The sequence below is a fragment of the Pseudoalteromonas sp. XMcav1-K genome (assembly GCF_044005875.1).
In the GTDB taxonomy this organism is placed as follows: Bacteria; Pseudomonadota; Gammaproteobacteria; order Enterobacterales; family Alteromonadaceae; genus Pseudoalteromonas; species Pseudoalteromonas spongiae.
Map to the genome: position 1 here is coordinate 1 of NZ_JBIPJE010000022.1, position 13,201 is coordinate 13,201.

At 40.9% G+C, this 13,201-nt stretch carries 13 protein-coding genes; 1 reads left to right on the forward strand and 12 read right to left on the reverse strand.

Going from position 1 to position 13,201, the window contains the following annotated elements:
* Positions 1 to 266: 266 nt before the first annotated feature.
* Positions 267 to 1,085 (reverse strand): CZB domain-containing protein, encoded by an 819-nt coding sequence (locus ACHSBP_RS01950; RefSeq protein WP_395388025.1) that lies wholly within the window; start codon positions 1,083 to 1,085, stop codon positions 267 to 269.
* Positions 1,086 to 1,201: 116 nt separating this feature from the next.
* Between ACHSBP_RS01950 and ACHSBP_RS01955 the strand changes: the two genes are divergently transcribed.
* A complete protein-coding gene (locus tag ACHSBP_RS01955; protein WP_395388026.1) occupies positions 1,202 to 2,362 on the forward strand; it encodes a hypothetical protein in 1,161 nt (386 codons plus the stop codon).
* On the opposite strand, the gene ACHSBP_RS01960 is transcribed toward ACHSBP_RS01955, so the two are convergent.
* The 11 genes from ACHSBP_RS01960 to ACHSBP_RS02010 form a co-directional block, all read right to left on the reverse strand.
* A complete protein-coding gene (locus ACHSBP_RS01960) occupies positions 2,355 to 3,467 on the reverse strand; it encodes an ABC transporter substrate-binding protein (RefSeq protein WP_395388027.1) in 1,113 nt (370 codons plus the stop codon). The genes ACHSBP_RS01955 and ACHSBP_RS01960 overlap by 8 nt on opposite strands.
* Entirely contained in the window at positions 3,436 to 5,484 is a 2,049-nt protein-coding gene (locus ACHSBP_RS01965; RefSeq protein WP_395388028.1) for a GNAT family N-acetyltransferase, read from the reverse strand. The genes ACHSBP_RS01960 and ACHSBP_RS01965 overlap by 32 nt, the downstream gene beginning before the upstream one ends.
* Positions 5,485 to 5,487: 3 nt before the next feature.
* Entirely contained in the window at positions 5,488 to 7,659 is a 2,172-nt protein-coding gene (gene uvrD, locus ACHSBP_RS01970; protein WP_395388029.1) for a DNA helicase II, read from the reverse strand.
* Positions 7,660 to 7,748: 89 nt separating this feature from the next.
* Positions 7,749 to 8,084, reverse strand: a complete 336-nt coding sequence (locus ACHSBP_RS01975) for a hypothetical protein (RefSeq protein ID WP_395388030.1) — start codon at positions 8,082 to 8,084, stop codon at positions 7,749 to 7,751.
* A 191-nt stretch (positions 8,085 to 8,275) separates the two neighbouring features.
* Entirely contained in the window at positions 8,276 to 8,584 is a 309-nt protein-coding gene (locus ACHSBP_RS01980; RefSeq protein ID WP_395388031.1) for a hypothetical protein, read from the reverse strand.
* A gap of 124 nt (positions 8,585 to 8,708) precedes the next feature.
* Positions 8,709 to 9,410, reverse strand: a complete 702-nt coding sequence (locus tag ACHSBP_RS01985; protein WP_395388032.1) for an HAD-IA family hydrolase — start codon at positions 9,408 to 9,410, stop codon at positions 8,709 to 8,711.
* 1 nt (position 9,411) lies between these two features.
* Positions 9,412 to 10,329: a tyrosine recombinase XerC gene (gene xerC, locus ACHSBP_RS01990; RefSeq protein ID WP_395388033.1), complete on the reverse strand. Its 918-nt coding sequence runs from the start codon at positions 10,327 to 10,329 to the stop codon at positions 9,412 to 9,414.
* Positions 10,326 to 10,937 carry a DUF484 family protein gene (locus tag ACHSBP_RS01995; protein WP_395388034.1) on the reverse strand — a complete coding sequence of 204 codons (612 nt, stop codon included), beginning with the start codon at positions 10,935 to 10,937 and terminating at the stop codon, positions 10,326 to 10,328. Before ACHSBP_RS01995 ends, xerC begins: the two co-directional genes overlap by 4 nt.
* Positions 10,934 to 11,764 carry a diaminopimelate epimerase gene (dapF, locus tag ACHSBP_RS02000; protein WP_010562328.1) on the reverse strand — a complete coding sequence of 277 codons (831 nt, stop codon included), beginning with the start codon at positions 11,762 to 11,764 and terminating at the stop codon, positions 10,934 to 10,936. Before dapF ends, ACHSBP_RS01995 begins: the two co-directional genes overlap by 4 nt.
* A 21-nt stretch (positions 11,765 to 11,785) precedes the next feature.
* Positions 11,786 to 13,033 carry a diaminopimelate decarboxylase gene (gene lysA, locus ACHSBP_RS02005; protein WP_395388035.1) on the reverse strand — a complete coding sequence of 416 codons (1,248 nt, stop codon included), beginning with the start codon at positions 13,031 to 13,033 and terminating at the stop codon, positions 11,786 to 11,788.
* Positions 13,033 to 13,200, reverse strand: coding sequence for a lipoprotein (locus tag ACHSBP_RS02010; RefSeq protein WP_395388036.1), 168 nt, complete (start codon positions 13,198 to 13,200; stop codon positions 13,033 to 13,035). The genes lysA and ACHSBP_RS02010 overlap by 1 nt, the downstream gene beginning before the upstream one ends.
* Position 13,201: the final 1 nt, after the last annotated feature.

Sequence of the window (13,201 nt, forward strand, 5' to 3'; positions counted from 1 at the left end):
CATGCCGAACTCAGAAGTGAAACGAAACAGCGTCGATGATAGTGTGGGTTCGCCCATGTGAAAGTAGAACATCGCCAAGCTCCTAATTAAGTAGAAAGCCCGCTCAATGAGCGGGCTTTTTGCGTTTAGACACAAAAAAGGTTTTAGAGTTAAGCAAGCAGAGTTCAGAATGTTGCTGAATCCTGAATCCTGAATCCTGAATCCTGAATCCTGAATCCTGAATCCTGAATCCTGAATCCTGAATCCTGAACCCTGAACCCTTGAGTCTAAGCTATCTCGGCTTCTTCTTGCGGTGAAAAAATCACTGTTGGGTCGATAATAATGCTGTGCTTATTATTCATATTTATCAGTCCCTTCATCATATGACGGGTTTGTGGGTCGATATCAAAACCTACCGAAGTTAATTGCTCTAGTGGTTTAATATCGTCTTTATTGACCGTTAACGAGTCTTCCACTTTATCTACCAATAAGCCTATATGAGGGGTTTTACCGTCTTTGGTGGTAAAGATGATAATGGGTTTGTAATCAAGAGTGATCTGCTCTCTTGCTGTTTGGAATAACCTGACGAGCACGGTAAATATCTTGCGTTTCTTTTCATGGAAGAGTGTTAGGGCTCTTCCTGATCTGTCGTTAGCGTTTACACTTAACAATTCTTCTGCCATCGCATGCAGTTCTCGATGTGGTTTATCGAACTTGTCGAGTATTACGCGTAATTCTTCGTTGTCTGTTTTGAAGTTGTTATACCAATTGCCAAATGCGCATTTGTCTGGATCTTTGGCTTTTTCGAACGGAGTGCCATTGGCGAGGCTACTTTCTAATGCATCAAGCCAGTCTAAATGATCTTTTTCTCTGGCAATAAGTAAATCTGAAAGCGCTTGATTGGCAACTTGAGTCGACTCTTTGTTTAGAACAATACCAAGGTCAAAGATGGGTGTTGGCGTTCCTAAATAATCCTTTACGCCAATAAAGCTTTTATTATCGTTGGGTAATTCGGTTAGGTTATTTTCATATCGTTCTGTTAATAAAATATCGAGTATTTTTAAAGCGATCGTCTTAGAGCCAACTTTAAAATTAATAAAGTCCATATAAGATTCTTTCCTAACATTCTCATTTATTAAATAGAGCATAGTTGAGCTTATCAAAAATGCACGTATGATAAGTAGCTAACTCACCGAATATTATATTAAAAGATAGTTTAGTAATGAAAAATAAACGCCAGCTACTGATTACCAGCTTAGCACTGTTTTTAAGTGCAAATACATACGCAAACCAAAACGTAATCTCGCAAAGTGTCGAAGAGTTACGATTAACTAAACTCAGCACCGTCGATGCAAGCTTAGTTAATCACAAAGCAATGTCACAATTTGCGAAACAATGGCAAGCCGTAAGTAATTACGTAGAAGCTAAACAGTTACTCTTGAAAGTAGGCACAAAGTTATGGTCTGAAGTTAAAGCACAGGTGCAATCTAACCAGCGATATGATGATAGACCGCTTTACTGGCAGCGCCTCGCGGTTAAATCACAACTAAAGAACAAGCCGCTTAATTTTTCAAAAGCCGAGCTAGATAGTCTGCTAGAAGTGTTTGAAACAGTATCTCGTGGGTACTCTGATATTGATTACCGTGAAAGCGCAGATACGCAAATTTTTATTACCGGTTTTGATCCGTTCTTATTGGACAGAAATATTGCGCAAAGTAACCCTTCAGGACTTGCGGCATTAGCGTTAGACGGAAAGGTTATTGAGCTTAATGGTAAGCAAGCCGAAATCAATGCGGTTATTGTACCGGTGCGTTATGAGGATTTTGATCAAGGTGAAATAGAATCACTGTTAGCGCCTATTTACTTAGGTGGACAAGTAGATTTAGTTTCTACTGTTTCAATGGGTAGAGAGCATTTTGATCTTGAGCGTTTTCCTGGTAAGCGTCGTAGTGTAACTGCGCCAGATAATTTAAATGTACTATCAGGTGGCACAAAAGAAGCGCCAATTATTTCAAAGTTAGCAGGCGAAACTCTCTCGGGTGATGAGTTTGTTGAATTTAGCTTGCCCGTTGCTGCGATGCAAAAGGCAAAAGGGCAATATCAAGTAAACGATAACTTAAAAGTAGTGACGTTAGAAAAAGGCGAGTTACAACCTAAATCGCTTTCTGAGTTAAATGGATTAACGGCGGTTTCTGGTGGTGGCGGTGGTTATCTTTCGAATGAGATCTCGTATCGCAGTATTCGTTTGCAAAATCAATTAGGCACGAAAGTACCAACTGGTCATATACATACACCGCGTATTAAAACGTTTGACGATGCAACCAATAAAGCGATTGTGAATCAAATTGAAGCCATGCTTAAGCAGGCGATACCTGTTATTTAGTAAACGTGAAATGATTTAAAAAAACTGTGTTGTTTTTAACTTTTTCGGCAAATTCAACATAGTTTCTTTTACGTTTGTCGAGCGCTTGCTTAACAATATTAAGTTGTTTTAATAAGCACTGGCGTGAGAATGGGGTACATGCTTCAGCCGCTTTGTAAAAGACATAAGCATTCGCAAAGCCTTCTAAATGTACACGTGTAGGATCGTGAATGTTTACGCTTTCCATAGTTTTCTTGAAGCGTTTGCACCATTCTTCATAACACCCATCAACTCTCGGGATGACTTCCGTTACTAGCACTTTGCTGGGTTGCTTAATGCGTGCAAAAAGTTCGTTACTTGAGACAAAAGAAACACTTGTATAATACGGTTTAAAGCCTTGTTGGTCGGCTAAATTAATAAAATGGGCTAAAGGTTTATATGTGCCAACTAAGCAAATCGCTTGTGCGCCACTTTTCTTTAGTTTTTCTAATGCGCGCTCAATATCTTGGCTATTTCGCTTGAATCTGGCAATGGCTTTTGGCTTTAAGGAATATGGCAACATTGCTTTGGTAAGTGCATTTTGCAGTGAAAGACCAAACTCGTCAGCTTGAATTAAAAATGCAATTTTTGTCAGCCCTTTTTGTTTTACTAAGTAATCAATTTGCACCTTTGCTTCGTCGTTATAGCTGGCACGTAAATTAAAAATATGATCTTTATGGCGTAATAAGTCTGCGCCAGTGAACGGGGTAATAAACGGAATTTGGTGAGAATCGATAATGGGTTGAATGGCACTAGATGTCGGGGTGCCAACATATGAGAAGAGAACATCAACTTTAGCGTTATTTATTAGGTGTCGAGTGTTATTTACCGTGAGGTGAGGTTCATACTGGTCATCAAGTGCGAGTAATTCTATTTTTCGACCATTTACTCCACCGTTAGCATTTACTTGCTTAAAATAAGCGTCAGCTCCTTGTTTCAATTGCACGCCTAACTCTGCCGATGGACCGCTTAACGCTGCCGACATACCAAGTTTGATGGGTGGTTGCTGCGTTGCAAAGACAACTAGCGGAATACAGCAAATTACAATGATTAGTTTAGAGATTAGGATAGTGATTACACCATTCATAAGCGGCTTGCTTTAGCGCAAAATTAAGTTGTTTTTTCCCCGTTAATGCAAGAGCTTCGGTGACCTTAGTCTCAGGCATATTCTGTAATACTAGCTTAATTATTAACTTTCTAGAAATACTTTCTAGTTTATTTAGTAAACAAGGATTTACATAAACTTGTTGAGCTAGGACAAAGCGTGCTTGGTCAAAGCTGATTTGCCCTTCACTAAATCTTTTTACTAAGTTATTGCTGCTAGTGTATTGCTGGTTTGATGAAATCAAGTTTGCGCTAATGCCTAATACTAATTCGCTTGGCAGGTGCGAAAACGAACGCGCTAACTCAAACAAAAATTGCTGCTTGAAATGGGATTTGAGCAATGTCTGTTGGTCTAAATAAACATTTGAAGCCTTAATGACTAAGCAAGAATGTTCACCGCTTGCTTTATCTTGCTTGGCACCGAGTTTAATAATGTGATAGTTCTGCTTAAACCAAAAGTTGCAAAGTTTGGCTTCTGCGCCAAAACTCGCCCCTATAAAGTCAACATCAGGCGATAGCGTTTTCTCAATGGTATTTAACAGTTGTGTGCCAATATTGACACCTTGGCAATAAGGATTAACGGCAATACGCACAATGCGAGCATAACGAGCTGCAAGCAAGTGTTGTTCGCCGAGTAAACACGCAGTAGATTGCGCCAGCATATTGCCTTGAGGACGGCGTTCCCCCGCAATAATTTGTGATGCTAACGGATCGGTTAGTTCACCTTCTAGCGCAACCAATGCAGCTGCTAATAAAATGCCATTTTGTTCAGCAACAAACACCTTCAAGTTATTGCCATCGAGCATATGTCTTAAGTCATTTACGCTAGTTTGATAATGCGCCATCACTAAAATAGCGAATATTTGTTTAAGTAATGCGTTATCGTTTATGAGTTGTTGCTGTGAAATTGCGTAAAACGCAATGTCGTCTTGGTGATTTATACTTAGCTGCTTAAAGTCCGCATCGAGCACTAATAGTTGGTTAATGGTATTTTCTAGCGGGTCATTTTCAGCGTAACGCATTGGAGCAGATAGCTCTGTAATAAAACAGTTGTTGTGCGTAGCTTTTAGATGAGGAATAAAGCGTAAATTAAACCCTCTCCCTGTGCCTTCATAGCCATGAAGTGTTGTTGCAAAACCAAGCTTTATCGGTAAATCGAGCGCCTTTTTTAATAAGCTTACAGGTAAGGTTGCCGCTTCATCAATTAATACTAAATCGTAGTGTGTGGCTTGGTTTAGCAATGCATCAGGTGCAATAAAATCAAGCTTTACGTCATCATCAGTTAATTTCTCGAAGTGTTTATATACAGTGGCAACAGTTTGCTTATGATGGGCACAAATTGCTACGCGCTTACCTTGCGAAACATAATTTGCGGCAAGCATGCCGAGTGTTGCAGATTTTCCTCTGCCTCTATCGGCGGTTAGTAAAAATGTGGCGCGGCGCTTAGTGATAAATTTGGTTAAATCAGCCACTAACTCTTGCTGTTGTTGATACTGAGAACTCTCAGTTGCAGCGTACATTGGGATTGCTGGCAGTGCATTTTGCTCTGAAACAATTAAAGTGTGCTCGTCGTTCTTAAAATGCGAAATTAACCGAATTTGAAAAAGTGAAACAGGCTTGTGTGGTTTATTGGCACTTTGAAAACGAGCAAACGCGGGATCCGCTGTCTTGATGTAACGTTCAAAGCTTGGCATTAGCAGCACGATTAGGCCACCTGCTTTTACCGTACCAGCCACAGTTGCTAGCTTGTCTGGCATTAGCCCTGAATTTACGTCAAACACCACTGTGCTGTACTCTTGCCCTAATAACTGGTGATTATGCTCAGGCCAAAAATTAACTGAAGGGTGATTACTCAGGGTTAATAAATCGGGGTAAACCGTTTTTAAGGTATCAACTTGTTGCCAACACCAATGCTCACACCCTGACAAAACCAATAACTGACGATGCTTACTCGTTAGCAGCGACTGGTGTAATTGGTTAAGCCAGGTGTTAGTCAGCATAATTTACATCGCTTGTAATTTCGCATACATGGTCACTAGCCACTTGGTACCATGATCATCAAAGTTAACTTGAATACGTGCCTGTGGGCCCGTACCCTCATAGTTTAGCACTGTACCTTCACCAAACTTGCCGTGCATTACACGCTGGCCGAGTTTAAAGCCTGTATCGTTAAAGGTTTCTAAACTGATGGTATTACTAAAACGGCCTGTGGTTTTAGGCTTTGTAATTTGCGTTTTAATACGAATTTCATCTAGGCAATCTTCCGGTAATTCGCGAATAAAACGTGACGGGCTATGAAACTTTTCTTGTCCATATAAACGGCGGCTTTCAGCGTGACAAATATAAAGCTTTTGCATGGCACGTGTCATACCTACATAGCACAGGCGACGTTCTTCTTCTAAACGGCCGGTTTCTTCTTGGCTTTGTTGCGACGGGAACATGCCTTCTTCAACGCCTGCCATAAATACCAGAGGGAACTCTAAGCCTTTGGCAGAGTGCAGTGTCATCATTTGCACTGCATCTTCGTGTTCGTCTGCTTGCCCCTCACCTGATTCAAGCGCGGTATATGCTAAAAAGCCATCAAGGGGTGAGCTAAATTCTTCTTCATCTGGCAGTTCGTATTGGCTAGTAGCGTTAATTAATTCTTCTAAGTTCTCTACGCGTGCTTGGCCTTTCTCGCCTTTTTCTGCCATATACATCGCCATTAGACCTGATGTTTGAATCGCGTATTTAGTTTGTTTATCTAGTGATTTATCGAGAATATTGTCTTCAATCTGATCGATCAGTTCAATAAATGAATTAACCGCATTGGCAGCACGCCCCGCTAAGTGTTTTTCTGCGAGTAAGGTTTTTGCTGCATACCAAAGTGGTAATGATTCGCTACGCGCACAGTCACGAATTTGGCTTAATGTGCGATCGCCAATGCCGCGCGTTGGGGTGTTAATAATACGCTCAAATGCCGCGTCATCATTGCGGTTATTTACAATGCGTAAGTAGCATAATGCGTCTTTAATTTCTTGACGTTCGAAGAAGCGCATACCGCCGTAAATTCGGTAAGGAATTCGCGGTGATTGAATATTTAATTCTGATTCCAGTACACGTGATTGGGCGTTGTTGCGGTATAAAATGGCGCAGTCTTGCAGTGCATTACCTTGCTCAAACCAAGCCTTAATTTTACTTACAATAAAGCGGGCTTCGTCTAGTTCGTTATAAGCAGCGTAAACACCAATTTGTTCACCTTGATTACCGTCAGTCCACAGCTCTTTACCCATACGTTCAGAGTTATTGGCAATTAAATGGTTTGCCGCCTTTAGAATATTACCCGTTGAACGATAGTTTTGTTCTAAGCGAATTGTTTGCGCATCAAAGTCACTAATAAACTGTTTTATATTCTCGATACGCGCGCCACGCCAGCCATAAATACTTTGGTCATCATCACCCACAATCATGATCTTGTTGCTTTTACCAGCAATTAACTTTAACCATTGATATTGAATGGTGTTGGTATCTTGGAATTCGTCTACCAGCATATGCGGAAAACGTTGTTGGTAGTGGCGAAGTAAAGTTGGTTGGTCACGTAGTAATTCGAAACAACGCAGTAAAATTTCGGCAAAATCAACTAAACCTGCACGGTCACATGCTTCTTGGTAAGCGGTGTAAATACGCAGCATCATTTGTTCATTAGGGTCAAACGCTTGAATATATTTAGGACGTAAACCTTCGTCTTTTTTAGCGCCAATATACCAAGCAGCTTGTTTGGCCGGCCACTTCTTCTCGTCGATGTTCATTGCTTTCATCAAGCGACGGATCATTCTCACTTGGTCGTCAGTATCGAGAATTTGAAATGATTCTGGCAGGTTTGCTTCTTTATGATGGGCGCGAAGAATACGGTGGGATAAGCCATGGAAAGTACCAATCCACATGCCGCCAACAGACGCTTTAAGTGTCGCTTCAACACGGTTACGCATTTCTTTGGCTGCTTTGTTGGTAAAGGTTACCGCAAAAATACTGTATGGCGAAGCATGCTCAACTTGCATTAACCAAGCAATTCGATGGACAAGTACGCGGGTTTTACCTGAACCTGCGCCTGCCAGCACCAGCATATTTTGTAGCGGGGCGGCAACGGCTTCGCGTTGATTGTCATTTAAACCATCTAATAATTCAGAAACGTCCATCGAAGTTAACTCTTTACCAAAATTGGCAAAAGTATAACAGGAGTTGATTTAATACCAAATAGAATACTGTTTTTATAAACAGGGGTTAGTTATCTATTGATTTTTTCGTTAGCCTTTACATTGTGAGTAGGTTGTTGAAGCTCTGAATTTTTTGTTTCTAAGTACGTTTTAACAAACGTAGCTCTTTCGCTTTCAGGTAACGTTGCAATGATATTCTCAATATGCGCTATTTTTTGTTTTTCTTGAAAGTGAGAGATAACTCTGTCACCGCTGATAAGGAAAAAGAGAATTAGCAGAGGGCCCATAACAGGAAATCCATTCCGTCCTTTTAGCTTTCCGTCTACATAAAGCTTCACCCCAGTTAACCAGTTATTGGTTACGCGAACGTGATGGTCGTTTAAGTCGAATTCCCATTCTTTATACATAATGTTAGTCCTTTTTATAATGTTGTTATTTTTTTAAGAAAAAGTCGTTTGTTAAGCTGGCAATCACTTTTCAATATGTCGTATTTGCTGTTTTTCACGATAAATTGAAAGCGGCGTTTCACTGCCAAAGAGAGTAAAAATAGTAGGCTAAAGCCCATTAAGTACATCAACGTATCCGTTTGCAAAGCCTGTTATTTACTAATAAGGCGCTGCGCCCGCAAGGGTACTCGCTCATGAGAGGAGTAGACGATAAACCTGTCTGAAGCTTGAGAAAGTTGCACTGTGACTTCAAGACTAAGCAAAGACCATGAAGGAGTTACGTCAATAATACCAATCTCGGAGAGGTTAGTCCTTAAAAGTACATCATCACGAAATGACAAATTGAGTTCACTAAAATCCCTTAAATCCCCATCAACATACAGTTTCATGACGTTATGCCAATGATAGATAATGTGGATTTGGTGATGCTTGAGATTAAATTTCCATTCTTTTGTAAACATAACTGCTCTCTTATTTATTGAGTGCAGAATATGTTCTGTAATGAGCTTATTAAAGTCATTAATGATGAGAGGTTATATTACGTGATGTAAGGAAATATCGTGTACGTGATATTTCCTTAAGTTATTAAACAAGCAGGGATTTGAGCGCAAAAATATCGCTTATTTCCATGTCAGCTAAACCTTTGTAGCGGTAAGGCACAAAAGCATTTTCTAGCCACACACTATAACAGCCAGCGTTGTTAGCGCCTTGCACATCTGAATCAAGGCTATCACCCACATGCAAAATCTCGTTTTGACTTACACCTAATTGCTGGCAAGCCAAATTAAACATATCGTTTGCTGGTTTTGCTTTGCCGTGAGGACCTGCTTGTAATACTAAATCGAAGCTATCTTTTAAATTAAATTGGTTTACATCGACATTACCATTAGTAATAGCAATCACTTTGTATTTTTTACGAAGTGCTGCGAGTAAATCGATTACTTCAGGTGCGACCTCAATATCGCTGCGTGCTTTGGCAAATGCGTTATACGCTTGTGCTGCGTGAAATGCTGCATTTTCTACTTTGAGAGTTTCTAACCCCCACAATAATGCCTTTTGACGCCATAGTGTGACATCGTTGATGATCTCTGGGTTTTCAAGTGCATAACCGTTTCGGCACGTGCCCCAAAAATCGCCGCTTTGCGCCGCCCACTCGGGAATTGCAGCAAGGTAGTCTTGCTGAGCTTTTATGGCGTTTTTAATGATAGGGCGGTTGTCATAAAGGGTGTCGTCTAAATCAAAACTAATCACCTTTACGGCAGAAATCGCTCGGTTAAATCGTATCATATTACTTCTTTTTTGCCCTTGGGTGCGTATTGTCGTATACCTTTGCAAGGTGTTGAAAATCTAAATGCGTATATACTTGGGTAGTTGATAAATTACTATGGCCAAGTAACTCCTGCACAGCACGTAAATCGCCGCTCGATTCTAAAATATGTGAAGCAAAGCTATGGCGTAATTTGTGTGGATGCACATTGGCACTTAAACCTTGTTCAATGCCCCATTTTTTCATGCGCGCACGAATTTGACGAATCGACAAGCGGCGTTTTTGTTTACTAGTAAATAAAGCAAGTTCGTCGGGATTAGCAAACTCTGCACGCACTTTAAGCCACTCCTTTACTGCGCTGATAGCTTTTCGCCCAACGGGAATGACCCGCTCTTTACCACCTTTACCTAATACGGTTAGAAGGCCATTAAAGATCGCGCTCTTATCCGTTAAATTAAGGCTAGCCAGCTCAGATAAACGCAGCCCTGATGAATACATTAATTCCATCATGGCTTTGTCGCGAATTGCTAAGCTATCTTCAGGTACAATTTCAAGTAGCTGATTTACTTGGTCAACATCGAGGTTTTTGGGTAGCGGCTTGGTGAACTTCGGCCCTTTTACGAGCTCTACCGGATTCGCGTTGGCAAGCCCCTTTCTAATTAAAAACTTATAAAAGCTACGCAAGCACGATAGGTGTAAATTAATGGTTCTAGCCGATAATTCGCGGCTTTTTAACTTCGCAAGCAAGCCTTTTACATTCTCAACTTCAATCGCTTGCCAGTTAGCAACAAATTGCGAAAAATAGTGTGCTGATGTTTCTAAATGACGCAGGTATGCATCGATGGTGGCTGTAGAATAGTGTTTCTCATTGCGCGCAAAAGCGATGTATAAATCTATACTCTGCTGCCAGCTTGCGCTTAGCGGTTGTTGCTCACTCATAACTGAGACAGTTTGATATCTAAGGCTTGAATAAATTCTAAAACAAATACACTGTTTTGTTCTGGGTGATAGTGTGTTTCATCACTGCTGGCGAAGGCTAATATGGCTGTTGGCGTACTTTTGTCGCCAACCAGATACACAGCTACCGAGGCAACTGTTTTTTGAAATAGCAGCATTTGCTCATCTTGACTCAAACGTCCTAAAAAGCTGGTTTGTACGCTAAAGCGTTGATCGAGCAGCGTTTGGTGCGTATCGCTATTAAAAGGTATTAATTGGCAATCAAGTAAATTAAATCCTTTGCACAAGGTTTGTGTTAACTTTTCTTGTAGTGCTTCTAGCGTATCGGTTTTAAGTAGCAGTCGATGACATTGATTGAGCACTTTAAAAATGTGTTCGTTATTGGTTGCGTTATCGATTAAATGAGAGAGTTTATCGTTTAATTCTCGATTTTTATTTTGCAATAAACTTTGTTGACGCTTTACAAGGCTGGTGGTGCCGTTTGGTTCGTCGTAAATGGATAAACGCGCAAGTAGTTCGGGGTGCTTTTGTAAAAAGTCACGGTTTTGTTCTAAATAATCGACAACTTGGCGTTCATCTAATTCATTCATATCGCGATTTGACCATCAAACACATGTTCTGCAGGGCCGGTCATTTTTACTGGGTGACCGTCGCCTTGCCAATTTATTGTTAATTCGCCACCAGGTAATTCAACCTTAACTTGGTTGGCGAGTTTCTTTTGTAAAATACCAACCACAACAGCAGCACAAGCACCGCTACCACAGGCAAGTGTTTCACCTGCGCCGCGTTCCCATACGCGCAGTTTGATATGCTCTGGCGAGATTATTTGCATAAAACCAATGTTGGCCTTTTTAGGAAAGCGCTCATGGCTTTCAAGTAACGGGCCTAACTTGGTAATTTGATCTGAGTTTATATCGTCTACTTCAAGTACGCAGTGCGGGTTGCCCATAGAGACGACGCCACAAAATATTGTATGTTCGCCTTCACGGATAATATACGTTGTTTCGCGCTTGGTCGCTTTAAACGGCACTTTTGCTGGGTCGAATTTAGGGTGGCCCATATTTACGCGCACTTTGCCGTCTTTCTCATTGTGTAGGGTAATATTGCCAGACTTTGTTGAGACCTGAATGCGATGGCGGTTGGTTAACCCTTTCATACGCACAAACCGAGCAAAACAGCGCGCGCCATTCCCGCATTGTTCAACTTCATAGCCATCCGCATTAAAAATTCGGTAATGAAAATCCAAATCAGGATCGTACGGCGCCTCAACCATTAGTAATTGGTCAAAGCCAATACCGAAGTTACGATCTGCTAACTTTCGAATTTGGTCTTTTGAAATAAAAACATTTTGCGTGACGTTATCAATAACCATAAAGTCATTGCCTAAGCCATGCATTTTAGAAAAATTTACTAGCATATATATAAACTATGATTGTGCTTAAGGCAGTGTACACTCGTTTCGGTATAGGTCGTCAATAGTTTCGCGTTGGCGAATTACATGAACTTGGTCGTTATCTACCATTATTTCAGCTACGCGCGGACGTGAATTGTAGTTTGAGCTCATAGTAAAACCGTACGCTCCGGCACTGCGCACGGCAATTAAATCGCCCGCTTCAATGCACAAATCGCGGTCTTTACCTAAAAAGTCACCGGTTTCACATACCGGGCCAACAATATCGTAATTTTCGGTTTTACCTTGTCGTGGCTTTACTGCAATAATATTTTGCCAAGCTTGATAAAGCGATGGGCGCAGTAAATCATTCATGCCTGCATCAACAATCGCAAAGTGTTTACTTTGGTTTTGTTTTAGATATTCAACATTGGTGACTAAAATGCCAGCGTTGGCAGCGATAGCGCGGCCGGGTTCAAAAATTAGTTCAACATCGGGTAATTCTGCTAAGCATTCGGTGATTTTACTAACGTACTGACTTGGATGTGGAGGTGCTTCTTGGGCATACGGCACACCTAAACCACCGCCAACGTCAACATGGCTTAGTTTGATATTATGAGATGCAAGCTCTTTAACGAGCGCGATTACTTTTTTAAGTGCCGCAATAAAAGGTTCAACTTCGGTAAGCTGTGAACCAATATGAAAATCAATACCCTTGATATCTAAGTTAGGTAAGCTCGCCGCTTTCTTATAAACATCAACCGCAATTTTAATATCTATGCCGAATTTATTTTCTTTCAAACCGGTAGAAATATAGGGGTGCGTTTTAGCATCGATATCTGGGTTTACACGAATAGATATAGGCGCATTTAGGTTCAACTCAGTTGCAACTTGCGAGATACGCTCAAGCTCAGCTTCTGATTCAACATTAAAGCATTTGATTTTGTGCTCTAGAGCAAAGGTAATTTCGTCATGTGTTTTAGCAACACCTGAAAATACCACTTTACTGGTATCGCCGCCGGCTGCAATTACTCGTGCCAGTTCACCTTTAGAAACAATATCAAAACCAGAACCAAGACGCGCCAATACGTTTAAAATAGCGAGGTTTGAATTAGCTTTTACGGCATAGCATACAAGGTGATTATGGTGACTTGCCGCGTCGCAAAATGCCTTATAGTGGCGTTCTAATGTAGCACGCGAGTATACATAACAAGGCGTACCATATTGTTTGGCAATATCTTCAACCTTTACTTGCTCTGCAAACAGTTCGTTATCGTTATAGTTAAAATAGTCCATTACTGCTGCTCCTTTTGCTCTTTATCAGCGTCGGTTTGCTGCTTTGGTTGATTTGATTCCACTTGATCTTGCTCGGCAAGATATAAAGGACCTTTTTGACCGCAACCAGCTAAAGTGAGCAATGACACACTCATAAATACTGAAACTAATTTCTTACATTTAACCATA

What these genes read in the sequence shown, in the direction of transcription:
- ACHSBP_RS01950 (WP_395388025.1), bottom strand. Translation starts at nt 1,085, where the DNA reads ATGGACTTTATTAATTTTAAAGTTGGCTCTAAGACGATCGCTTTAAAA.
- ACHSBP_RS01955 (WP_395388026.1), top strand. Translation starts at nt 1,202, where the DNA reads ATGAAAAATAAACGCCAGCTACTGATTACCAGCTTAGCACTGTTTTTA.
- ACHSBP_RS01960 (WP_395388027.1), bottom strand. Translation starts at nt 3,467, where the DNA reads ATGAATGGTGTAATCACTATCCTAATCTCTAAACTAATCATTGTAATT.
- ACHSBP_RS01965 (WP_395388028.1), bottom strand. Translation starts at nt 5,484, where the DNA reads ATGCTGACTAACACCTGGCTTAACCAATTACACCAGTCGCTGCTAACG.
- uvrD (WP_395388029.1), bottom strand. Translation starts at nt 7,659, where the DNA reads ATGGACGTTTCTGAATTATTAGATGGTTTAAATGACAATCAACGCGAA.
- ACHSBP_RS01975 (WP_395388030.1), bottom strand. Translation starts at nt 8,084, where the DNA reads ATGTATAAAGAATGGGAATTCGACTTAAACGACCATCACGTTCGCGTA.
- ACHSBP_RS01980 (WP_395388031.1), bottom strand. Translation starts at nt 8,584, where the DNA reads ATGTTTACAAAAGAATGGAAATTTAATCTCAAGCATCACCAAATCCAC.
- ACHSBP_RS01985 (WP_395388032.1), bottom strand. Translation starts at nt 9,410, where the DNA reads ATGATACGATTTAACCGAGCGATTTCTGCCGTAAAGGTGATTAGTTTT.
- xerC (WP_395388033.1), bottom strand. Translation starts at nt 10,329, where the DNA reads ATGAGTGAGCAACAACCGCTAAGCGCAAGCTGGCAGCAGAGTATAGAT.
- ACHSBP_RS01995 (WP_395388034.1), bottom strand. Translation starts at nt 10,937, where the DNA reads ATGAATGAATTAGATGAACGCCAAGTTGTCGATTATTTAGAACAAAAC.
- dapF (WP_010562328.1), bottom strand. Translation starts at nt 11,764, where the DNA reads ATGCTAGTAAATTTTTCTAAAATGCATGGCTTAGGCAATGACTTTATG.
- lysA (WP_395388035.1), bottom strand. Translation starts at nt 13,033, where the DNA reads ATGGACTATTTTAACTATAACGATAACGAACTGTTTGCAGAGCAAGTA.
- ACHSBP_RS02010 (WP_395388036.1), bottom strand. Translation starts at nt 13,200, where the DNA reads ATGGTTAAATGTAAGAAATTAGTTTCAGTATTTATGAGTGTGTCATTG.